22 protein-coding genes are annotated in these 24149 nt (G+C 33.1%); 2 read left to right on the top strand and 20 right to left on the bottom strand.

Features of this window, described 5'->3' with window-relative positions:
* Positions 1 to 41: 41 nt before the first annotated feature.
* The 4 genes from BM350_RS14660 to BM350_RS14645 form a co-directional block, all read right to left on the bottom strand.
* A complete protein-coding gene (locus BM350_RS14660) occupies positions 42 to 308 on the bottom strand; it encodes a hypothetical protein (protein WP_139207566.1) in 267 nt (88 codons plus the stop codon).
* Between the two features lie 177 nt (positions 309 to 485).
* A complete protein-coding gene (locus tag BM350_RS14655; RefSeq protein ID WP_090911452.1) occupies positions 486 to 2159 on the bottom strand; it encodes a M56 family metallopeptidase in 1674 nt (557 codons plus the stop codon).
* The gene (locus tag BM350_RS14650) at positions 2150 to 2554 is read right to left on the bottom strand and encodes a BlaI/MecI/CopY family transcriptional regulator (protein WP_090911454.1); all 405 of its coding nucleotides are present in this window, start codon (positions 2552 to 2554) and stop codon (positions 2150 to 2152) included. Before BM350_RS14650 ends, BM350_RS14655 begins: the two co-directional genes overlap by 10 nt.
* 176 nt (positions 2555 to 2730) lie before the next feature.
* On the bottom strand, positions 2731 to 2865 hold the full coding sequence (locus BM350_RS14645; RefSeq protein WP_090911455.1) for a YuzL family protein: 135 nt from the start codon (positions 2863 to 2865) through the stop codon (positions 2731 to 2733).
* 191 nt (positions 2866 to 3056) lie between these two features.
* Here BM350_RS14645 and BM350_RS14640 point away from each other — a divergent pair, with 191 nt between their 5' ends.
* Positions 3057 to 3575, top strand: coding sequence for a DinB family protein (locus tag BM350_RS14640; RefSeq protein WP_090911457.1), 519 nt, complete (start codon positions 3057 to 3059; stop codon positions 3573 to 3575).
* A gap of 238 nt (positions 3576 to 3813) precedes the next feature.
* Here BM350_RS14640 and BM350_RS14635 read toward each other — a convergent pair whose 3' ends face one another.
* The 13 genes from BM350_RS14635 to BM350_RS14565 form a co-directional block, all read right to left on the bottom strand.
* Entirely contained in the window at positions 3814 to 5076 is a 1263-nt protein-coding gene (locus BM350_RS14635; RefSeq protein WP_090911459.1) for an MFS transporter, read from the bottom strand.
* A gap of 50 nt (positions 5077 to 5126) precedes the next feature.
* Positions 5127 to 5834 (bottom strand): SDR family oxidoreductase, encoded by a 708-nt coding sequence (locus BM350_RS14630; RefSeq protein ID WP_090911461.1) that lies wholly within the window; start codon positions 5832 to 5834, stop codon positions 5127 to 5129.
* Positions 5835 to 6252: 418 nt separating this feature from the next.
* Positions 6253 to 6867, bottom strand: a complete 615-nt coding sequence (locus BM350_RS14620; protein ID WP_139207567.1) for a response regulator transcription factor — start codon at positions 6865 to 6867, stop codon at positions 6253 to 6255.
* A complete protein-coding gene (locus BM350_RS14615) occupies positions 6836 to 8425 on the bottom strand; it encodes a sensor histidine kinase (RefSeq protein ID WP_090912585.1) in 1590 nt (529 codons plus the stop codon). The genes BM350_RS14620 and BM350_RS14615 overlap by 32 nt, the downstream gene beginning before the upstream one ends.
* Positions 8426 to 8606: 181 nt before the next feature.
* On the bottom strand, positions 8607 to 10577 hold the full coding sequence (locus tag BM350_RS14610; protein WP_090911465.1) for an FtsX-like permease family protein: 1971 nt from the start codon (positions 10575 to 10577) through the stop codon (positions 8607 to 8609).
* Between the two features lie 23 nt (positions 10578 to 10600).
* Entirely contained in the window at positions 10601 to 11356 is a 756-nt protein-coding gene (locus tag BM350_RS14605; RefSeq protein WP_090911467.1) for an ABC transporter ATP-binding protein, read from the bottom strand.
* 615 nt (positions 11357 to 11971) lie between these two features.
* The gene (locus tag BM350_RS14595; RefSeq protein ID WP_090911470.1) at positions 11972 to 13438 is read right to left on the bottom strand and encodes an aminoacyl-histidine dipeptidase; all 1467 of its coding nucleotides are present in this window, start codon (positions 13436 to 13438) and stop codon (positions 11972 to 11974) included.
* 308 nt (positions 13439 to 13746) lie between these two features.
* A complete protein-coding gene (gene gpmA / locus BM350_RS14590) occupies positions 13747 to 14484 on the bottom strand; it encodes a 2,3-diphosphoglycerate-dependent phosphoglycerate mutase (RefSeq protein WP_090912587.1) in 738 nt (245 codons plus the stop codon).
* A gap of 51 nt (positions 14485 to 14535) precedes the next feature.
* The gene (locus BM350_RS14585; protein ID WP_090911472.1) at positions 14536 to 15228 is read right to left on the bottom strand and encodes a DUF3888 domain-containing protein; all 693 of its coding nucleotides are present in this window, start codon (positions 15226 to 15228) and stop codon (positions 14536 to 14538) included.
* 100 nt (positions 15229 to 15328) lie between these two features.
* Entirely contained in the window at positions 15329 to 16651 is a 1323-nt protein-coding gene (locus tag BM350_RS14580; RefSeq protein ID WP_139207568.1) for a DEAD/DEAH box helicase, read from the bottom strand.
* Positions 16652 to 16964: 313 nt separating this feature from the next.
* On the bottom strand, positions 16965 to 18860 hold the full coding sequence (locus tag BM350_RS14575) for an endonuclease MutS2 (RefSeq protein ID WP_090911475.1): 1896 nt from the start codon (positions 18858 to 18860) through the stop codon (positions 16965 to 16967).
* A gap of 571 nt (positions 18861 to 19431) precedes the next feature.
* Positions 19432 to 19947, bottom strand: a complete 516-nt coding sequence (locus BM350_RS14570; RefSeq protein WP_090912589.1) for a 2'-5' RNA ligase family protein — start codon at positions 19945 to 19947, stop codon at positions 19432 to 19434.
* A gap of 5 nt (positions 19948 to 19952) precedes the next feature.
* Positions 19953 to 20666, bottom strand: a complete 714-nt coding sequence (locus tag BM350_RS14565; RefSeq protein ID WP_090911477.1) for a class I SAM-dependent methyltransferase — start codon at positions 20664 to 20666, stop codon at positions 19953 to 19955.
* A gap of 351 nt (positions 20667 to 21017) precedes the next feature.
* On the opposite strand from BM350_RS14565, the gene BM350_RS14560 reads away from it, so the two are divergent.
* Complete coding sequence (locus tag BM350_RS14560; RefSeq protein WP_090911479.1) at positions 21018 to 21245, top strand: hypothetical protein; 228 nt, start codon at positions 21018 to 21020, stop codon at positions 21243 to 21245.
* A 126-nt stretch (positions 21246 to 21371) separates the two neighbouring features.
* On the opposite strand, the gene BM350_RS14555 is transcribed toward BM350_RS14560, so the two are convergent.
* The 3 genes from BM350_RS14555 to BM350_RS14545 form a co-directional block, all read right to left on the bottom strand.
* Positions 21372 to 22202: a DUF3974 domain-containing protein gene (locus BM350_RS14555; protein ID WP_090911481.1), complete on the bottom strand. Its 831-nt coding sequence runs from the start codon at positions 22200 to 22202 to the stop codon at positions 21372 to 21374.
* A 23-nt stretch (positions 22203 to 22225) separates the two neighbouring features.
* Positions 22226 to 23332: a toxic anion resistance protein gene (locus BM350_RS14550; protein WP_090911483.1), complete on the bottom strand. Its 1107-nt coding sequence runs from the start codon at positions 23330 to 23332 to the stop codon at positions 22226 to 22228.
* 196 nt (positions 23333 to 23528) lie between these two features.
* The gene (locus BM350_RS14545; RefSeq protein WP_090911485.1) at positions 23529 to 24116 is read right to left on the bottom strand and encodes an O-methyltransferase; all 588 of its coding nucleotides are present in this window, start codon (positions 24114 to 24116) and stop codon (positions 23529 to 23531) included.
* Positions 24117 to 24149: the final 33 nt, after the last annotated feature.

Here is a 24149-nt window from a genome sequence, read left to right as displayed (position 1 = left end):
CGCAGATACGTTCCCTAGACAACAAGATCCTTGAGGATTATTTACTTCGCATCTTTAATATGCATTGATATCTCTTGTACAGCTTGGCTCTTACCAGTTTGCTTTATTTCTTCACGAATACGTGCTCGTGCCCAATTAAAGCAGTAACAAGCAGGCACATCTTCTTCTATATCTTTTTGAAAAAGAGGAACTTTAAGATCGTTTTTGATAAATACTTGCTGTTCTTCATTAAAGTACACTACACTACATTCTTGCTCTGCACAAAAATAATATGTTTTATCATTTTGATGTAAATATAGTTGTTTCATCCCAGAAGAATCACGCAAATAAAAATAGACTCTGTTTACACAAAGTCTATTATGGATAATTATTTTTTTGGAAAATCATCTTGAAAATACCTCTCTATTAACATGAAATAATAATATACATACGCTCTTTATCTTACTAATCCATACTCTCCTCTTTTAGAGGATTTCATTCTTATCTTACTTCGTTACAGGCGGCAATGCTGAATATTCCTGATCCTTTGCAGTCAATGTTTCTTGTTTTTTTAACATAAATAACTTATCGCCAACTCCGTAGCATTTCCCTTCATCAGTTAACCAAATAAAACGAAGAGCTACTTTTGCAGTTTCTCCTTCAAAATCTGGCAAATCCACTACATGATCCAAATGTAATATAGGATCTTGATATGGATGCTCGTTTTGATAAGGTTGTTTCCATGTATATGTATTCCCCTTGTCATCCTTCAATTTTCCTAAAATAAATACTGGCCATGGGTTCTTTCTACTAAAAGAAACATTCATTTTATATTTTCTAGAGAGTGGACTTACTTCTATTGTTTCGTTTGCAAAAGCTTGATCAATATCAATATCATTTGTTTGGGTTTGCTTTTTGTAAAATTCTCCTTTTTTCGATTGATTCCAAAATACCTCTTTAAATAAACTACGATGAGTTTCTCTTGGTAAGACAACGATATAGCGCTCTTTCTTTGTTTTTTTCGAAATATCCGTGATACTAAGTCCAGGATCTGGTGCTTCTTCATCCATACTGATTTGTCTGTCGTTTTGATTTTCTCCAAATAAATTTTTAGCTTTTGGAGTAGGTTCTTCTGCATTCACTAATGAAATCGCTGATATAGAAATAACAGCAGTAAGCCCCAATAGCGACCAACGATACGATTTTTTTTGAAATTGTTTAATCATCACAATTCTCCTTTTTAGTGCTAGCTTGTTCCTTGTTAAATTTGCTAAGCTAGGAATCTGATAACGATTTGAATAGTTTTCTAATAGATTGATAATTGTATGCCCGTAAGCAATTCTCTGTTCACAATCGATATATGTAAGCGCAAGTGCATCACATGCAATCTCTTGATCTTCACGCATACGGTAATATGCATACCAAAGAATTGGATTAAACCAGTGTAAAATAAGTACGCTATTCATCAAACAATTCATGCCAACGTCTTTTCGCTTCACATGTGCTAATTCATGGTAGAAAATAAAACGTAGTTGATCATCATCTAGCGTTCTCATATGATTTTCAGATAGCAAGATTCTCGGTTTTATAAACCCAAGAACTGTTGGACTTGAGATGTTACCAGATACAACTATAGGAATATTTCGTTTAATGGACATTGTACGTTTACAATGCTCCAAAAGATTGATAATTCTTTTCTCAGTAATAAGTGGTTGTTTTTTTATATACGTATAGACACGCTTGTTTAATACAATCATAAAAATTCCAAAACAAACAATACCAAACAACCACACATATAGTACAATTTTGTAAACTGAACTGTAATTTTTATGGTGCGATTTTGATTGGGTAAATGATCCTTTTCCCCTTTCAATAGTGACCGCTTCACTGGAAACATTTGTCTTTTCATAATTCACAGTAGAAACATTGACAGTAGGAGGAACTTCACGATTAGGTAAGAAGATGTTATATATACTGTACGAGCTTTCAGGTGCAGACGGTAAAAGTAACCGAAAAATAACAATAATCCATACTATATACTGCCATCTCGGCGTTAGCTTGCTTTTAAGCACAAGTTTAATACATAAAATGATTCCAACTAAAATACTAGCCATTAAGGAAGATTCAAGTATCCAATTGAAAACTTGCGTAAGTTGACTATTTAAAATTTCTATACCCATCGTTCTTTTCTTCGCTCAGCTTCACTTTTATCATCAAGAATACGTTTAAGTTCATTAATTTCTTCTTGTGAAAGCTTTTCTTCCTTTAAAAAATTTACAAGCAATGGTTTCAATGCTGCACCATAAAAACGTTTAAGAAATGACTTTGTTTCTACTTGCAAATAATGATTTTGAGAAACTAAAGGAGTATATGTATACATTTTTCCGATTTCTTGATGGGCCAATATCGCTTCTTTTTGCACCAACCTGTTAATTAACGTTCGGATTGTTTTTGGACTCCAGTCCATTTTCCCTTCAAGATCTTTAATAATTTCATTTGCTGTTTGAGGCGCTTTTGACCAAAGAACTTTCATTATTTCCAACTCAGCTTCAGATATTTTAGGAATTTCTTTCATATTTATGCTTTCTCCTTTCCGATATTACAAATGTAGTCTAATAAAGATATTACATTCGTAGTCTTATATTGTCAACCATATTTTGGGCATGAAAACAAGTGCAATTTTCATCTTAAAATTGCACTTGTTTAACATAAATAAAGCTTTTTCAACAACGAAAAAATAATTAATTATAATTAACTACGTTTTTGCCTCTTATTTGATGAAGGAACTTTAGCGGAACCTGTTTCGCTCGTAGTCGTTCCTTGACCTTCAACTTGAGAAGAGCCAAGACCTGCTCTTGAAGGATCCTGTTTAATTTTTCGACCCATTTTGCTCACCTCCAACGTTACTTTTTGCTTTGAGACGTGAAACTATACAGGGCAAAGGAAAAGATCCCCCTTTTCTCTTAATAAACCGCTTTTTCATAGTTTCTAACAGGAAAGTCATAAACGTTGGTTGTATATTTAAAGTAAGCTATTTCTTTATAATTTGAATTCAACTGAAACTGGAGGAATTTTTAATGAAGCATTCTGTCTTACAAACTTATAATTATCACGTTTGGGCTAACAAAAGGCTTTTTGAACACTTAAAGACATTACCAGGTGACGTTTGGTCTACAAAAATACAAAGTGTATTCCCTACTATTTCACAAACGTTTATACATATGTATATTGCTGATACAATCTGGCTAGGTACTTTATTAGGAAAACCTTTTGATGAGATGAAGACATCTGCCGTACAGCTTACAGAAAAAATAAAAGATACAACTCTTCAAGAAATGGAACAATTATTTTTTACTTTATCCGAAGATTATCAAGGTTTTTTCGCCCGTGAAGAAAACTTTGAGAAAGTCATTTCACCTGAACATCCTCACTTTGGACGATTAGACACGAATGCCTTTGAATTGATTCAACATGTTGTGAATCATGGGACATATCATCGCGGGAATATAACGGCTATGTTAAGACAGCTAGGTTATACAGGAACTTCGACTGATTATATTTTTTATTTGTATGCAATGAATGGAGAAAATAAATAATTTTTATTTTTTATAAACAAAAATATATAATAAGCAATTGTAACTGAATATCTAAACATTTATATTTATTAGAGGAAGTATGAATTCTAAATACAGACAAAATAAGGCAGATAATCATTCATCTATTTTGAATGATTATCTGCCTTATTTTGTTGAAGTAAAAATTTTTAGTACTCTAGTTAAATACAATCTTCCTAAAGAAGTTGTATATCTTCACTGAAAGTATATGTAAATCCTTCTAACAAGAACGTTCAATACTTGGTTGCTTTCCAACAGGTTCAGTCAATTTGTTTGTGTAGTATGCAATTAACCAATATAAGCTCACAATCACACAAAGCAAACCAAATAATAGCCCGACACATTGAGGACTAATGTAGCTTAGCAAAATACCAGTGAAAAAAGTAGACAGTTGCATAAAAGAGGAATACGTAACAGTATGAAAAGTAAAAACCCGCCCTAACATTTCATTAGGTGTATATTTTTGAAGTAGTGTACTATCTATAGGAGAGATTAATCCTCCAGCTGCTCGCATAATAAATAATAAAATTACACCTAACCATAATTGGCTCGAAATGATAAAAAATACGAAAAATAACCCTTGAATGAGATAGGCCCATCCAAACACTTTTTTCATTTTGTTTGTATTTGTACTATAATATTTAGCAACAATCCAACTCCCAACTAATGTACCTAACCCTTGAGTTGAATAAAGTATCCCAATACCAATATCTTCTGCATGAAAAATTTTAGTAGCATATATGATGATTAGTACTTGATAGGCCCCTGCTACAATTCCCCAAGACATACCAACAAACACTAAAGCTGATACAATCTTATTTTGTAAAATAAATCTAAATCCTTCTACTATACTTTGCATGTAAGTCGTCTGCTGTGATTGAGTGCTGTTTTTTATTAAAGGAATTGCAGTAAATGATACGATTAAAGCACAAAGAAAAAAGGATAAAGAATCAATTAAAAAAGCAAATTTATAAGAAATCAATGCCGTTAATGCCCCGCCTAATGAAGCACCCAAAATTCCCATGGCTCCATAAATCACATTAGAAAGAGAATTAGCTATAGCAAGATCATTCTTATGGACTATGGCAGGTATAATTGTTTGCCTTGCTGGGGTGAAAAATATACTTATTACTGAGTTCAAAATAGTCAGTATAAACAAAGCTGGTAGATAATTTGAAAAAGGAATCGCCAATATAATTAAGCATCCCCTAAAAAGATCTGTTATTATCATTATTTTTTTCTTATTAAAGCGGTCAATAAAGACTCCTACAAAAGGGCTGAACAAAAGCCTCGGCAAGGCTCCTGCTAACAATATCATGCTAACTACTTGAGGTGAATTAGTAGTTATATATATGAATCCTATAAGGGCTACAGAGTAAAACCAATCACCCAATGTACTGATAGATAATGCAAAAAATAAATTTCTAAATGGAATGTTATTTTTTAATAAATCTTTATATGTTAAAGGAGAATTTTTCGTCATTCTTTACACCTTCTTATTCATTAACACCAATCATTATTCAACCAGTGAATTTAGCAAACCCTAGGACAAGTAAGGGATTTTCCATTATCATTTGATGTAATGCTAAGCATATACGGAACAGCAACATGTGACCAAGCCTCGGCAGTTGGAGAACTTGATACATACTCTGGTGCACATGATTGTAGCATCGAAGTATGAATGCCTCCACCTGGATCTAGTGCAACTACTGCCAGTTCTTTCGGCAATTCTAGTGCCATTGATTGAGTTAAACCCTCTATAGCAAACTTGGAAGCGCAATACGGTGCAAGTTCTGCCTCACCGAAACGTCCCCAACTTGAACTAATATTTATTATGATCCCTCGTTTATTATGAATCATAGCTGGTACAAATGCCCGTATCACATTGACTACACCATTCACATTGATGTTCATAACATTTGCAAATTCTTCCGAAGAAATAGTCCAAAGCGTTGCATTTTTATTTACAATAGAGGCATTATTAATAAGTAAATTTGGTGCACCGTATCGCTGAAGAATATATTCTCCCCAAGCTTTAACAGCCTTATCGTCTGAAACATCAATGGATTGAAAATCATGTTTGTTGTCAAATTGTCTCTTGATTTGTTCTATCTTACTTTTGGAACGCCCACATCCAACAATCAACCAACCTAGTTCATAAAAACGGTCAATTAATGCCCGACCTAATCCTTGCGTTATCCCAGTGATTACCACAAGTTTTTTATTATTTTCTCTATCCAATTGTTTTCTCTCTCCCTTCCAACATTTTGATTCTTAAATTTATTTTACATTTTTTCAATTAATAATACTTGCTACATATTGACTAGATTTTTTACAACTTTAGTAGTGGGTTACATATTTTCATAAACATGATAATTCTTTTAAAACTCGACACCTTTAAGATAACCAAAAGAAGGTCTCTCAAAATTCCCTTTTAAAAAAGAACACCCACAAAGAAAATACATTTCTCTGTGGGTGTTCTTTTTTTGTATATTTTTTTCTTGAAACAAGCGGTTTTTTTCCACTTGTTTCAAGAAGGTATAAACGATAACTATCAGTTCGAGCTCAATTTTCGTTGAATGTGCATACAAATAATTTACTTTACTCCCATATGTCACATCCCTTTTTTGCTTAAAGTTATTAGTTCAAATAACTATTTTTAATAATTAGGCTGAATATATCCTAATTTTATTCCCTTTGTTACAGCTTCTAACGAAGATGAAACATCCAGCTTATCAAATATGTGTTGAATATGGTTTGAAATGGTGCGTTCACTAGCATATAAGATAGAAGCAATTTCTTTACGCTTACATCCATCACATAGTAATTGTAAAATTTGTTTTTCACTATCGGTTAATTCCTCAACATGATCCGTAGACATTGGAAAATAATAAGTACCTTTATTAACCTCAATTAAAATTTGCAACAACTTATCTGGCATAATGTTTTTATTAATAAAACCACTTACACCGATTTTTTGAGCTTCATACCGATAAACAGGTAAATCATAGCCTGTTAATATAACTATTTTCGTGTCACATTTGCTATCTAAAATATTTTTTGCTACGCCTAAACCATCTTCATTACTAATATTACTTAAATTAATATCGATTAATGTAATATCTGGCTTACACTCATTGATGAATGCAGTAACCTGTTCAATACTTTGTAATGAGTAAAAATGATCTATTTCAGGATAATCTTCCAAGGCTATCTCTAAACTTTTTGCAAATAAAGCGTGATCATCTATTAATAAAATATTCATAGGAATCATCTCCTTTCATTGGGATAAGAATCGTAATGCACAAACCAGAAGGATTACATTCTGAAATGGTCATTTTACCGTTTAATAAAAACAGTTGTTCTTTAATAGAATTCAATCCTCTGTGATCATTACGAACGTACTTTTCATTAACCATTAAGCCTATACCATTATCTTTTACTATAAGTTCTATTTCGTCATTTTCTTGTTTTAAACTCACAACTAGCTTTGAACATTTAGAATGCTTGAATGCATTTGTTACCAATTCCTTTAAAATTCTGTATATAACAAGCTGATAGGGTTCAACTAAAAATAAATTTTCACTACAATTAAAAGATATATCAATATTTTTCATTCCATATTTTTGCTGTATCATTTCAAGCAAACTACTATAATTTTCTTGAAATGTAAGTGTTTTTAATAGTGTTGGATAGTACTCTTCCATTTGTACTCGTATAGACAAATTTAAGTGATCCAACGTTTTTACTATGATTTCATGAATCTCCTCTTTGTTAGATTTATTCATCATATTTTTAACAGCTAAAATATCTTGCAAAATTTCATCATGCAAATAATTAGAAAAATCACGTTTCAACTTTTCCTCTTTCGCTATCTCTACGAGATTATAAGCATAAGAGCTGTCTGACATAATTTTTGGTTCTTCTGTATCTGAATTAACAATCGTTTTTTTTATGTCTTTATATAATAACGTGAAATGAAGCAAAACAAACCAAAAAAGCGTATGTATAATGATGAAATAGGCAATCATATTAAACCTAAACAATATCCCAAGGGAAATCATACAAACAAGAATAAAGAAAAGTATCAGTCCCCTTTTACCTTCCTTTAAAAGAAAATACTTCTTCATAAATATATGGTTTTTAAAAGCAACAGCATGAATACTAAATAAAGGGAAAAGAATCATGATATACCACCCTAGATTGCTTAAATATTCGGGGTTTTCTGCAAAGAAGGCAGCATATCCAATAAAGAAAAAAATAAGAACAGCAACAGATCTAAGTAGATGCTTTTTTTCACTTTTTAAGATAAACATGATTCGTCTTCGATGTTTCAAAAATAAGAAAACAATACAAATAAAACTTAAAACGAATTGACATAAAAATAGAATGGCAAACATTTTATCGTTTATCAATTTCGCAACCAATGTTAATAAACATATAATCTGTAAAATCCAGTCTTTTTCTTTTTTATACATATAAGTAGAATCTTGAAAAAAGAAAAAGAGAAAAAACTGTGCTGTCTGATATAAAATCACTACACTAAGCAGCGTACTTAATGTATAAAAAATTTGTATTTCACTAAGTGTGAATAAAAACTGCCATGAAGCAAGCATTAGCAAATTAGAAAACTTCCATAAAGTAATATTTTCTTTCATGTTTACAAAACCAATGTAGGCTCCGTAAATAACCATAATCGTTATAATTGCTAATGGAAGCAACTTTGCTGTTCCTACAATATTATGTTGCAAAAATTCATAGCAAAAAAAAATAATCATACAAAGTTGGTTAATTAAAAGGATAATTTGTTTTTGCTCATAGTACTTTTTCATAAACTCACTTACCTTTACTAGCTTAAATACATATAAAGCTAATGCTTGTTTACTATCATTAGCCTTATATATATCCATTTTAATTTTTCGACATATAAGTTGCTGCTGCGTAGAATACAACATAACCGCTACTTGCATGTCTAAAATGCCATTTTTTAAATTTGTATTTATATAAGAATTTTTATTTTTTATTGTCAAAGATAATTTTATAGCATGCTCGCTTTGTTAACAAATAATAAATCATATATACCAAAGTGAAAATAATTACCGCAAAAAGAATAGGGAATATAAAGGCACTGTTTTTTCCTAATAAGTCATCCATTAAAGCCGTTTTGTAAGCTATCAGTGCAAAAATACTATGCGCTAACCCTAATACGTATGGGATGCTAAATAACGTAAGAATCTCTTTATTTATTATTCTTTTTATCTTTTTCTTGTTATACCCCATTCTTTTTAAAATGATAAATTCATTTTTGTTTGACATCATGCTCGAAAGGTTATGGAAGTAGAGAATACTCCCCGTTGCAATAAAGGAAATGATAGTAACAAAACTAATGAGCAAGAATGTTGAACTATTCTGCTGAATAATGTAATCATTTTTTTGATAACTACTTGTAAAATAAATATCATTTTTAAATAGTGGAGCTAGATTCTCATAAACTGGCTTATTATCTCTCATATCAACTCCATTAAAACTCATCATCGTTGTTTCTTTATGCCCTAAGGTTTTTATCTCTTTATATAGTTGATCTGAAATGACAAGGGTTCCTACACTATTTGCAAAACCAATTGGATTGAGTAATGTAGTGTCTTTTACTTTTATATCCATGTTATTTGTAGTTGTTAAGTTCAAAGTATATAATTTCCCTTTATCTAGCTTTTCTTTTTCAGGGCGATATTTTACTAAGATACTTTCATTTTTAGCTAAATTCTCAAAGTCTATATTTTTGCCTTGCATATTTATTAATTCTTTGTAATCTGACTCGGACATAAGATCAAATCCATGTTCTTTCTTTGCACTATATTCTTTAGGTAAATTTTCAGAAGAGGATGTTACATGAATAATAGTTGTTTCTTTATATTTCATATTTTCTTTACCAACAGTATCTTGTACAATTTTAATTGCTTTAGCGGCCAATTGTTTATCTTCTACTGGAAACTCGATAGCTGACGGTATGATTCGTTCCGTAGCAGCAACAGGATAGTAGAGAGTTAGTAAAGTAGAGCCGAATATAGCCAAAGTTCCTGCAACTAATAAAGTTAACAAAATTAAAGTTTTTGCCTTCGAACGGATTTTAAATATAAAATTTGGAATAACAATAATATTGGCTTCCTTATAAAACCAGCTTTTCTTTTTCTTCAATTTTTGAATAGCATATGGTAAAAAAGAGTGAATAAAGAAAATTGTGCCTAGTATTACACTTAACATTGTTAAAAGTGCAATTGGTGAAAACCCTATTGTTTTCCAGAATGATTTCATTCCTCTTGTAATATCGATAGCAAAGAAATAACCAATTAAAATCAAGAATAATCCAAGGAATGAGAAAGCTGTATTGATTCTCACCTTCTTTTCTTCCTTTTTTTCCATACGTACCAAAGCCAGTAAGGAACTTTTCCGAAGAATTATCCAGTTGGATAAAAATAAAGCAAGCAAAACAGCAAATATAAAAACAAAAGTGAATAGTACCGCACCAGAATTAATAAGTGGCACTTCAGAAGTATCAATTTGTAATTTTAGTACTCTGACTATCACTTCGACAATTCCTTTATGAGCAATCGCACCAAAAGCAATTCCTACAATTAGAGCAGCAAAACAAATTATACTATTTTCAAAAGTTAATAATTTTAGCATTGTTGATTTTCGATACCCTAAGAGCGAATAAATCCCAAGTTCTTTCATTCTTTTTTTCATAAAGAAAGTATTGGAGTATGACATATAGAATAGTACAAATGTCATAACAAAGATTGCCACCGTTCTCGACATGATTTCTACTCTACCATCAGACGAAATCTTTTCCATGATCATATCGTTCATGGAAAAAGAAATAAAGGAGAAAAACACTATCAGCACAAAAGCTACTGAAACGAAATAGAACGAATAGAAGGAAAAGTTATTCTTTAGATTCTTTTTTGCTATTGTTAATAATCCCACAATCATGCCTTCCTTTCATACTCTTAGTTATATCGATTTTCATCAATTTTAGCGATTTCCTTTACTATCTCTTCAAAAAATTCTTTTCTCCCCTGTCCATTTCTTCTCAATTCTTTTATGATATTTCCATCTTTAAATATTAGAATTCTACTTGAAAAACTTGCTGCATAAGCATCATGGGTTACCATTAAAATCGTTGTATGAAGTTCCTCATTTACTTCTCTTAATTTTTGAAGTAGCTCCGTTGCAGAGTTTGAGTCTAATGCTCCTGTCGGTTCATCTGCAAATAAAATACTAGGCTGTTTCGCAATTGCTCTTGCTGCTGCAACCCTTTGTTTTTGTCCCCCTGAAAGTTGACTAGGGTACTTAGATAATTGTTCGAATATCCCAAAACGCTTTGCTAAACTATTTATAGATGATTCAATTTCTTCTGGGGATTTATGTAATAAAGTAAGTGGTACAGCAATATTTTCCTGTACTGTTAAACTATCGAGTAAGAAATACTCTTGAAAAATAAAGCCTAAATGCTCTTTCCGAAAATCTGCAGATTTATTATCATTAAGTTTTTTAATATCGATGCCCTTTATCAAAACATCTCCATCTGTAGGCGTATCGATGGTTGATAGGATATTTAATAAAGTTGTCTTTCCAGATCCAGAGGCTCCCATAATACCAACAAATTCCCCCGACTCAATATCAAAAGATACTTTATTAAGTCCAGGTAACTGATTCTTGTTATAAATCTTTGTCACATTTTTTGCAGATAATAGTGCATTCATTATATTTGCTCCTTTCAATTTGTTTACATGTTAAGTTTATTCTTCAATATCCCAAAAAACATGAGTAAAAAGCGCAATTTTCTATTCATACACCTGTATGTTTTTTAAAAGATTGTAAAAGGACGCAATTTAAAAAGTCGAAATACTCCCCTTTTTTAGGCGGACGAGAGCATCTGGCCATGTATAGAAGCGGTCAGGACCTTTTTCTGCCACATGCAAGGTTTAAAACAAAAGGAGAAAGCAAGTAGCGATCATGTTGTATTCTGTATAGCAACGACTTATATATTAAAAAACTAAAATAGTTATATATAGCTAAAATAAAGTGAAACTTCCGTCAGTGGGGGTTTTCTTCATCCCCCACTGACGGTTAGTTGAACCAATCGGGCTTTTACGGTCAGTTGTCCCCCACCTATCTTCTTCGCTTCTCTCTGAATCTTGAGGTGGGGGTCTTACTGCCCCAAAATAGCGGGATAAAATTAGGATCAAAACAAAAATACAGTATTCAACAAATTACAGAAGCTAGCAAAAGTAGTTGAATTGTTACTCATAAAAAAGGGCTGTCCACAAGCCAGTTACACTGACTTATGAGACAACCCTTTTTCATCTCAAACATATTTAAATCAACGACTTCGTTTCCCGCAATACTTCAATAAAATACTCCCAGTTATTCACGACAGAAGGAATGCTTACATGCTCATCTGGTGTGTGAACATGAAACATATCTGGTCCGAGTGAAATCGCATCTAGTCCTGGAATTTTCTCCATAAATACACCGCACTCAATTCCTGCATGAACCGCAAAAACTTCTGCATCTGTGCCATATTTTTCTTTATGCACTTTTTCAAATAAACCGCGAATTGAAGAATTTGGATTGTATGGCCATTCTGGATACTCAGATTCTTTTTCGAACTGTGCTCCCACTACTTCTGCGATATGCTTAATTTCATTTACAATATGTTGTTTTAAGCTTTTCACAGAACTTCTTACTTCATTTCTTAATTTAATTTCATTATGTAACATTTCAACAACACCTAAGTTTGTAGAGCTTTCCACTAGTCCTTTTATTTCCATGCTCATACTTTGAATGCCGTTAGGGATTAAGAATAATGAAGAAATAAGTTGTTTTTGCGTTTCTTTTGCAAATACATTTTCAATTGTTTCTTCTAATTTCGTAAGAGAAACATATACGTCCGGGTCCACAGCGCGTAGTTCTTCTTGTAAAATGCTTGTCCACTCTTTCACTTTCTCTTCTACTTTTTGCTCATCACTTTCAGAAAGTAAAATCGTTGCTGCACTTTCACGCGGGATTGCATTTGTTTTTAATCCACCATGAACACCGCTCATAGAAAACGGAATTTCATTGGATAAATCATAAAGGACTCTGCCTAAAATTTTATTGGCATTTCCTCTTTCTTTATCAATTTCCATGCCAGAATGTCCACCTTTTAATCCACCTACAAAAAGACGATATGGTAATACGTTAGCTGGCGTTTCTTCCCAAACAATAGATATTGTTTCAACTGCTTTTGCACCGCCCGCACTACTTACTAACAATTTATGGTCTTCTTCTGAATCAATGTTAATAAAGATTTTACCGCTAAAATGGCTAGGGTCAACTGCAAAAGCGCCGCCCATCGTTGTCTCTTCTTCTGTCGTAATCACAACTTCAAGAGCAGGATGGGGAATATCAGTTGCATCTAATAAAGATAATGCATATGCAACTGCAATCCCATTATCCGCACCTAACGTTGTATGGTTCGCATACAGCATATCCCCCTCAATTCGTAATTGAATTGGATCTTTCTCAAAATCATGAACAGTTGCTTGGTTCTTTTCACATACCATATCCATATGCCCTTGAATAATAATCGTTGGCACATTCTCATATCCAGCTGTTGCTGGCTTCTTTATAATGACATTTAATGCATGATCTTGTACAACTTCTAAATTTCTCTCTTGTGCAAATTTTACTAAGTAATCACTAATTTCTTTCTCATTTCCCGATCCTCTTGGAATCTTTGAAATTTCTGCAAAATGATAAAATACAGGGTGCTTAACTAATTCCGCTAAACTTGTATACATATGCTTCCCCTCTTTTCATGAAAATAAAATTGAGTTTTAATTTTACCTACTCCTTATTACTATGTAACAAGGGGTAGGTTTATATAAGTATTGTATCATTTTCATATGATATATGACCGGTTTGTACTTCTTACAAATTTCGTAACTTTGTCCATTAAAATTCATACCCGTTTAAAAATAAACTGCCTAACTGAATTCACATTGCATATAAAATGAAAAAGCCTTTAAGGCGATGTTATTTTTTCAATATACGATAAGAAACACCCACAATATAACTCATCTATTTTGAATTTCCTATTCATTTCACATTAAAGTTGAATATGCTTCGGAATCTCGCCTTCTGGTACTTCTCCATCCATGCTCAAATAATAATGCCGAATTGGTTTTAAGTTATCATCTAATTCATAAACAAGCGGAATACTCGTAGGAATATTTAATGTAACAACGCCATCATCGGATAAATGATCTAAATATTTTACAAGCGAACGGATTGTATTCCCATGCGATGAAATAATTACTTTCTCGCCCTTTTGTAATACTGGCGCAATTTCTTCATGCCAATACGTCAGAACTCGTTTTGTTGTATCTTCTAGACACTCGGTAAGAGGAAATTCTCCTTCTTTTAAATGTTTATATCTAGGGTCTGAAATTTCATAACGCGGATCGTCTTTCGTAAGTGCTGGCGGTCTTACATTTGTACTTCTGCGCCATATATGTACTTGTTCTTCTCCGTACTTCTTCGTCGTTTCATCCTTATTTAAGCCTTGCAGTGCACCGTAATGACGTTCATTTAAATGCCATGATTTATAGACAGGTACCCAGGCAAGATCCATCTCATGAAGAATAATCCAAAGCGTTCGAATTGCTCGTTTTAATACAGAAGTGTATGCTACGTCAAACGTATAGCCATTCGCCTTTAAAATTTGTCCTGCTTCTCTCGCTTCCTGTAATCCATTTTTAGACATATCAACATCGGTCCATCCAGTAAACCTATTTTCCACATTCCATACACTTTGACCGTGACGAAGAAGCACAAGCTTAATCATAACAATATCTCCTCCAAGCAATAAAATGTTTACATCTATCATGTACGACTCTTATATTGTTCTTAGTTTCAATTTAGATAATTCAGTTTCAGAAATGTCGCGATGTTTGTATTTCATGAGTTGAACCTCGCCTCCACCTTTTACTCGAAATGTCATCGTCTCTTCTCCATACGGTGGATTATGGGCACCTTTAAATGTAATAACTTGAACGATAACATAAAATTCAAATTCTGCCTCATCTTTCTCAATACTTAATATCTTTTCGCTTCCTCTGTACCATAGCCTACCTTCACCATAATAATCTTGTACAGCACCTCCGATATATTCGACAAGCCGTTCCAAAAGAACTTCCTTTAGCAGTTCTTTTGGAACAGGTACTCTATTTATAACTTTCTTTTCTTCTCGCAAAATCGTCCAATTCTCATGTATTTTCTTTATATGATAAAGAACATTCACACCATTTTGTTTTACAATATGAACATACCCCAAATTCCCTTTTACATACACTCTCGGTTCTAATACCCATTGTTGTTCTCTCCGCAAAGTTTCAAAAAATATTTTTGTTAGGGAAGTAACTTTTCCCTCATTTATCAATTCGACAAAATCGTCTAAAACGTACACACGATATCCGTTTATATTCACATCAAAATAATCTTGTATGTTTTTCTTTTCTTCACCATGTACGAGGCTAGTTAAAGAAAACATAAATAAAGCGAAAACAATGATTGTAACAAACTTCTTCATCAAATCACCTCGCCTGTAGTATGTCCTAAAGTTTTTACACACATAAAAAAACATGAGTCCTCTTTTCAGAAGGTACTCATGTTCAATCATTACTATATTTCTATCGTCCGCGCTTTTTCTGTCCCGGCTTTGCGCTGCGCTTCTTTTTGCTCGGTTGACCAAAATGAGATTTCTCTGTTTTCGGTCCTTCTTTTCTATCACGACGTCCAGATTGACCAAATTGTTTCTTCTCTTTAAATGGTTTCTTTTCTCTTGGTTTTTGCGACCTTTGTTCTTTTTTCTCAGGCTCTTGTTTGTTAGGTTGCTCTACTACTTGTCGTTGCAATGATGCGTTAATTCCTTTTTCAATTTGCTGTAAATACATTTTATCTTTTGGCGCAACTAATGTAATTGCCAGCCCGCTTCCACCAGCACGGCCTGTCCGCCCGATGCGGTGAATGTAACTTTCGACATCCTCTGGGATGTCGTAGTTAAATACATGCGTAACACCTTCTACATCAAGTCCTCTTGCTGCTACGTCTGTTGCGATTAAATATTGAATTTCAGCATCACGAAAACGCTTCATAACACGCTCGCGTTTTGCTTGTGATAAATCACCGTGAAGTTCATCACAGTTATAGCCGTATCCTTTCAGCGCTTCATACAATTTTGTAACTCTGCGTTTCGTGCGGCAGAAGATAACTGCTAAAAACGGTTGATCTCGTTCCATAAGTTGACGCAGCGTATCTTGTTTTGCCCTGTCTGTTGTTTCAACGACGCGCTGTGTAATATTATTTACTGTAACCTCAGCACTTTGAATTTTTATAATTTCAGGTTTTCTCATATAACGCTTTGCAAGAGATTGAATTTGCTTAGCCATCGTTGCAGAAAACAACATCGTTTGTCTCTCCGCAGGTGTTTGTTCAATAATTTCTTCTACCTCTGGTAAAAAACCAAAATGCAGCATTTGATCCGCTTCATCTAAAACGAGCATAGATACATGCGATAATTCAATTGTCCCGCGGCGTAAATGATCTAATAATCGGCCAGGTGTCGCGACAACGATATGTGTATTTCCTTGTAATTTCTTCATTTGCTGTGAAACATCTTGCCCGCCATAAATAGCAAGCACATGAATATCCTTTACATGCACAGTCATTTTTTGAATTTCGTTTGTGATTTGCAATGCTAACTCTCGCGTCGGTGCTACAATTAACGCCTGTACATGACTAGACTTCGGATTTACTTTTTCTAATATCGGCAAAATAAATGCTAATGTTTTTCCTGTTCCTGTTTTCGCTTGTCCAATAATATCTTTTCCTGCTAGAACTACTGGGATTGCTTTTTCTTGAATCGGAGTCGATTCTGCAATTCCATTTTCTCTTAATGTATCATTTAACGTTGTACTAATTCCTAATTCTAAAAAACCTTTCAAATCCATCACTTCTTTTCACTATTTTTCATATCAAATATTGATTGTACCATTTATTTTGCTAAATATGAAAAATAAGATTACATTTATTCTTATTTTAAATATGTAAAACAAACCCTCTCTTCAAAACGTGCTAACGTTTAAATGAGGGCTTGCTGGCAATTGAATTATCTTTTCGGTTGTCCCGCTTTAACGGGCAGTAAGACCCTCACCTCAAGATGCAAAGAAAAACTAGGGGCCTAAGTGGGGGATAACTGCCCATAAAAGCCCGATTGGGCGGGCCTTCCATCAGCGGGGGATGCCCCCCACTGATGGAAATTTCACTTTATTTTTTTCTCATTTCTTTTTGTATTTTTCTTAATGCTTTTTTAGAGCCTCGATCTATATCATGTTGCAGCTTTCTCTCTTTATAACTTACAAACAAAGTATTTAAATCATAGCCTTCTGGATACAACTCTGCTGCTTTCAATTCCAAAATAACGCGCTTACAATTCACTTCCATAAACTCTTCTTTGTATAATACTACAATATTATTGAAACTATCTTTTTTCTTGTATACAATACCAGAATCATTGTGATCTAATAATTTTACTTTGTCTCCAACTTCATACTCATAAATTTCTTTCGTTTTTACTGCATTCGCTTCAGGCTTCTTTATTTTATTTTCTTTTACTAGCTCTAAGCTATAATCTTTATTTTCCATATAACACTGTGCTCGCTCCAAAACATGTTCCCGTAAATTCATCTTTCTAGAAATCCAAAGTGCATTACTGTCTCCAGATTCCCCAATCATTAACTTATACATCGGCTCTAATGTTTCATTATTAAATTGCATAGCCGCATTCATGAAGTCACTGTGAATTTCTGAGAATCGTTTAATTTCACCATAATGAGTCGTCGCAACTGTTATACACCCCGTATGATAAAACTCTTCTAAAATGGCGATCGCAAGGGCAGCACCTTCATTCGGTTCTGTACCACTACCAATTTCATCAAATAACAACAACGTATTATTGTTAGATATCCTCATAATTTCTGAAATATTTTTCATATGTGAAGAAAAAGTACTTAAAGCATTTTCAATACTTTGATTATCACCTATATCTACAAAAATAGAATCAAAAAGGGCAATTTCAGTCTCTTCATCACCATGAATATGAAACCCTGACATTGTTGCTAAAGTTAATAATCCAATTGTTTTCAAAACAATTGTCTTTCCTCCAGCATTTGGTCCCGTAATGACTAAACTACGATATTCTTTTCCAATCTCAAAATTTAATGGAACAATCTCACCTTGTAAAAGAGGATGTTTACATTCAACTAGTTTTATATATCCATGACTATTTAATTTCGGTGCGATACCATCAATACTCTTACTAAATTTAGCTTTCGCGAAAATCATATCATATTGACTGATAAGCTCAATATTAATGTTTATATCACTAACATTCTCAAGAATCATTCCTGATAAAGTCGCTAATACTTGATACTCCTCTATCGCCTCTTCCGCTTTTAAGCTTGCTAACTCTCTGCTTAATTTTGAAATAACAGCAGGTTCCATAAATACTGTTGAACCTTTAGAAGACATCTCTACAATTGTTCCTGCAACTTGATTTTTATAAGAAGCCTTAATAGGAACAGTATATCGATCATCTTTTTTACTAATAAAGAATTCTTGAATATACTCCTTATTTGCACTGCTTTTTAAAAATTTATTTAAGCGATCTCCAATCTTTTCTTCTGTTGTTTCGATTTGATTTCGAATTCGCTTTAACTCTTTACTCGCAGCAGAATCAACTCGATTCCCTTTAATAGAAAAATGAATCTCTTCCTCAATATTTTTGAACTCTGACATAGAGTATGCGTAAGAACTTAAAACAGGCGCAAAAAATGCTTTATCTAACATAAATCCCTTAATTTTTCTACACCCTCTTAAAAAATCTGATACGCTCACTAATTCCGCTGGTTCCAAAATCATGCCTTTTTCAAGCTTTCCAATTATGTTTTCTATATTAGAAATCCCAACTAATGGAACGTGACTTTCTGTATTTAATATTGCTTTTGCTTCAGTTGTTTCATGTAAACGATTCTTGACTACTTTTACATTCGAGCTTGGTTGCAGGTTATCTAATAATTGTTTTCCTAATCCACTTACACAATATGATTTTACGATTTCCTTTAATTCGTTATACTGCAACTTTTCAAAAGTCATTGTATTCATTTTTGTTCTCCTCACTATGATTTAATAATTGAATCATGTATGAAGATACCTAATAATAAGATTTCAATAAGTTTATAAAAAGTAAAAATTCTCTCAGTGAGGATTGCTCTCCATCCATATCGAAGAGCTCTCCCTATCCAAAAGTATTGAGATAAAAATAAAAAAGCTGCGGGGATACCACAGCTTTACATACATTTACAAGACAAGTGTAGACAAATATCTATTATTAAACAAACCTTCTCAAAATAAAGGTCTTGGTCTTTAATAACAAATACCGCTACATGCTTTATAAAGTGTTGTAGGTATCTTCATAGGTAACTTAAATAAACCCATGACCAAATACAGGGTATATATTGATATAAAAATACCCTTTGTCATCAGATTTATTTCATTAAATTTTTTCCTATTTGGATACTACTCCACTCACAAAAAGCACCTCGTTTAATTTATTTTTTATTCTTATTGAAATCTAAATTATGGAATTATTATACTATATGTACAAAATCAAGTAAAGGTACATCACATTACTTATAAAATTGTTCCGATGAAAATTTTTATAAAAGTAATTTCCCTATTTTGTTGTTAGCGGTACTTCAAACTCTATAATAGATTCCCCGTTTTCCCCTATACTTTCTACCGTAATTTTATCAATAGTAAACCCCATTGTATCTCGAAGTGGCGGCAGGCCTTTTATAACACGTATAGCCATTTCTTTATCATTTTTTCTGCCAACTGTAACGTGTGGAAGATACGGGATTTCTTTATGAAGAAACGGTTGAAGGAAATCTGTGTACAGCTTATTATGTAGCTCAATTACCTTTTCTTTTCCTTCTTCTATGAGTAGAAATAAGTACTCATCTGTATTGGTTACAATTGGATTTAAGGTAATATAAAAAGGATTCATGTTGCCTATATTTATTTCTATATGTTTTTTTAAACCCTCATTTGACACTTGACTCACAAAAGGAAATACTAACGTAATATGAGGTGAAATCAAACCAAATAAAGGGTCATGTTTTCTTCTTATCGCTTCAATTTCTTCTAAATCATTATCATCACTCAAGAAAAGTAAAATCGTTCTCTCCATCGTCATTACACTTTCTTTCTAAAAAGAGCTGTCCAAAGAAATGGCTCCCCAAATACATCATTCGGTTGCTTCATTTCTTTCATTTTACGTAGTTCAATAACTTCAAAATCCTGAAAAACATCGCGTAGTTTTTCTTCTGAATACGCAATTCCTCCCTGTAAACTCCAGCTTCTATAAACGTCCCAGTCCGATATTTCAGAACCGTTTTTCTCATCAGACTCCCCAGCCGCAAAGCATGTTAATCCGAAATATCCATTCGGTTTTAATGCGCGTTTAACTAGCTCTACATAATGCATTCTTCGGTGAGGCGGGATATGGTGCAAACAACCCGAATCATATACGAAATCATATTGGTTATCGACTTGTAAATCGAAAATAGACTTACAGATAAAATGAACTGATATATTTTGTTTAGCCGCTCTTTCTTTCGCCCATTTTATCCCTTCTTCTGATAAATCAACTGCATCTACTTCACATCCTGTTTTTGCTAAATACAAAGCATTTCGGCCAGGACCACAGCCTAACTCTAATACTTTTCCTTTCTGAATCATCTTTCTATCAAAATAAGAAACTAAATTTTCATCCGGTACATTCGCAAAGAAAGGTACTTCTTTATCACGATTAGAATAGAACTGATTCCAAAATGGTTCAGGAGATCTTAATAGAGAGTCTAACATTGTAATCACATCATCCATACTATGTAAAGTTTCATTTTTCATGAGTGAATCTCCCCTCTTATAAATTATAGCTACCATATCATTATACCAAATATTAACTCCATTCCACCTGAACATTCCAAATTATTCTGATACTTAAAATATTTTTAAACATTCAGTTCTATAACAGTAAGAATAGATACAAGCGAATTGTTTAGAAATATAAATCACCCTAACTTTTCATCTCTATTTTTCATTGATGCAACCCTTCATCAACATAATTCTCTTTGTTTAAGAAAATAGTACAAGCCTTTTTTTATTCTCTTACATAATCTATCAAAGGAATGTGTTCTCATAGCTCACTTTATCAATGAAATACATAATAATCATTAGGAAAGGTAGGTGAAATTACAAGTGATTCGTTTTTTGATTAGTGCTGAATTTTGGATAACAACAGCTATAATCATTATTCTTTCTTTTTGCTTAGGTAAAGGAAATTTTATGGACGGGTTTAACGAGTTAGCAAATATAAAGCAAAATTTAGACTGGTATGTTTGGGCATATGTGATTTATAGATTGCATCATCATCACGCTCTATTAGAAGTAATGAAGAATGGTAACGATGAAGAAGATACAAGCTAAGCCATTTCTGCATACTGTAATTATATCTATTAATATAATTATAGTTATTATTACGATATATGAAATTTTCATTATTTTCACTTCTAAACTAAACAAGCGAGCATTGATCTATCAATGCTCGCTTGTTTAGTTCTTAAATTTTTCTTTGGCTGCACGCATCTTCACTTGTAAATCGTGATCGACAGCGTTGCGAATGTTACGTTCTACTGTTTCCATCTCTTTTTGAAATCCTTTTAGATAAATCGTAAGTTCTTCTTCTTTCTCTGAACGCTGTGCCGGTGGAATTTGTGCAATGAGTGATAACATATCTACTAAGTCTTTCATTAAGAAAGTCTCGAGTTTATGTTGCTGCTCAAACATACGATTTTCTTGATAGTACGGAATAGCTTGCAGTACAGAGATTGTCACATCATCAATACTTCTTTGCAATGATGGATTTACTGAACGTTTATACATTTCAATATGTTTTAATGCGTCTGGATACCGGTCATAAAAGTACAGCTTGTAAAACGAGAAATCTGTTGGCTTGGATGGTTGTTGTAATTCTCGCTTCAAGAATTCTTTTACTTTCATCGTTGTCATTTCCATATCTTCACTTGTAACTTGCTTTGTTGTTTTTACAGTGTAGTGAAGTTTTTTCTGTTTTTCCTTCGGCAACATGGAAAAAACTTGTTCTTTTGTGCGCTCGTTAGTTGTACAAAAAAGAACGGTGAACGCTTTTTGACTACCGCTTCCTTCCGTACGAATCCAGCGGTAAAACAACGGATGCTGTGTGAATTCTTGTAAGAAAGGTACTGTGCTGTGCGATAAACGCTCCATTGAGTCTGTCGCTCGTTTATACGGTTTTTTCCATGATACATAAAATTTTCGGCCAAAATAAGCAAGTAAAATTACTGCTGTAAGTCCTATCAAAAGGACTATGCCGATAAGTAACAAAATAAATTCAAAGAAACCCATGTTTTCACCTCCTCTATTGCCGTCTATTTATTTGGACGCTGAATGAGCTTCTTTTTCATTTCATCGTTGAACGTGTCTAGTTCTTTTACAAACATTTTACTTGATTCAATAATACGTTCTGTTGATTTTTCAGATGCTTCAATCGCCGCAAATACGTTTTGGAATGATTCGCGAAGTTTCTCCATACCGATTGCTGGATTTTCTAATAACTTAGTCGTTTCTTCTGTATTTTGTTTTAACGCCTGTGAATTACTCAATATCATAGATTCAATTGCTTCGTTTGTTGCATTCACAGCATCAATTGTTTTCCTTTGATTCGTTAACGCCAATTGAATCGCTGCTGATACTGTAACAACATTTTGCGTCATTGTAATTGCATTTCGAATCGCTTCTGTTAACTTTTCATTATTTTTCTTAATGATATCAACAGAGGCAATAGATTGTAGTAACACACTCTTTGCTTGCTGCATATTACGCGTACGTACAAGAATCTTTTCTAGCGCATCGTTAATTAATGGAATATCTTTTTGCCGTTCTGGGTTTTGTTTTTCTACTTCCAACATATCCGCAAGCTTCTTACCTAAATACACTTGTTTATCAAGCGCATGAATCTTTTGCTCGGATTGTTCTTTTAACATTTCTAAACCAACGCTGTCTTCTCGTAAATTATCACGACCAACTAATAGCGCCTTTATAATCTCTTCAATTTGTTTATCAATGGATTGATATTTATGAACATACGTTTCCATTGGGTTTTTCTTAAATACTTTGAACATAATTCGTTTCATACCAGATGCATGTAGTGAATTCGGATCTAATTCTGAAACAACTTTACGTAAATCAAGCAATGTTTTAGGAATGTCTTCATTTTTCCCATTCATCATCGCCGTTACTGGACGTTTTAATGCCGTTAATGTTTGTCCTGCGTCACGTTGTTCTTTATCTCCTAAATCAGCAAGTTGTGCCAGTACTTTTGAAAGATCTGCATTATGCTCACTATTTAACTTTTGTACATACAAATCTGCTTCTTTATTTAGTTCAGCTAATTCCTCATCTTTAATAACTGAATCTACGACTACTTCTATCTTTTCTTCTACTGATAAGGTTTCCTTCTTTTGCAATTCCGTCAACAAAATCGCTCCTTTATATGCATACACTTATAATTATGGTTAGGTGACCATATCTTTAAACGGTCTATATATTGCATTCATTCCCCGTTTTATATTATAAGTATACCTATTGTATTTTTAATTGTCCTCAGACTTAAGGCTGAGAAACATCCATTCTTAAGGCGGATTCTTTAGTTTAAAAGGCTTACAATTCTTTTTAATTGAGTTTCCGCATGACATAAGCACCCATCTTAAAAGGCAATAACACTGTTTCAAAGTTCTTCTCTTCTTCAACTAAATCAAAAAAATTCTGTAATTCCTCCGCATGCGAAGTTGCATTATCAACGACAATAATTCCTTTAGGTATTAAAATGCGTTTTATGTCTTCCCACCACCATATATACTGCGTTCGTTCTGCATCTAAAAAAATAAAATCATACGACTTGTCTAGCTGTTCTGATAAAAACGCCCCAGCTTCTTGATTATGGATATGAATATAGTTTGTGAGGTTTGCTTTTTGGAAGTTTTCATTTGCCTCTGCCACTCGTTTCGATGAAAGTTCAACTGTTGTAACAGTTCCCTTTGTTTCCTCTGCAGCATTAGCAAGCCATAATGTAGAGAATCCATTCGATGTGCCAATTTCTAATATGTGTTTCGCTTCACGCATTTTCACCAAAATAGATAAAAACTGTCCCATTTCTTTAGACACGTTTCGCAATCTTTCTTCTCTCGTTTCTTTTGTGTAATCATGTTCTAATCCGAATACTTCAAGATCTTGGAGTAACTTTTCTACTTCTAGTCTCATACCTAATCCCCCTTACATATATCTTTCATTGCT

It is taken from the genome of Bacillus sp. 103mf (assembly GCF_900116295.1).
Lineage (GTDB): Bacteria > Bacillota > Bacilli > Bacillales > Bacillaceae_G > Bacillus_A > Bacillus_A bruguierae.
This window is presented reverse-complemented; position numbering and strand designations above follow the sequence as displayed.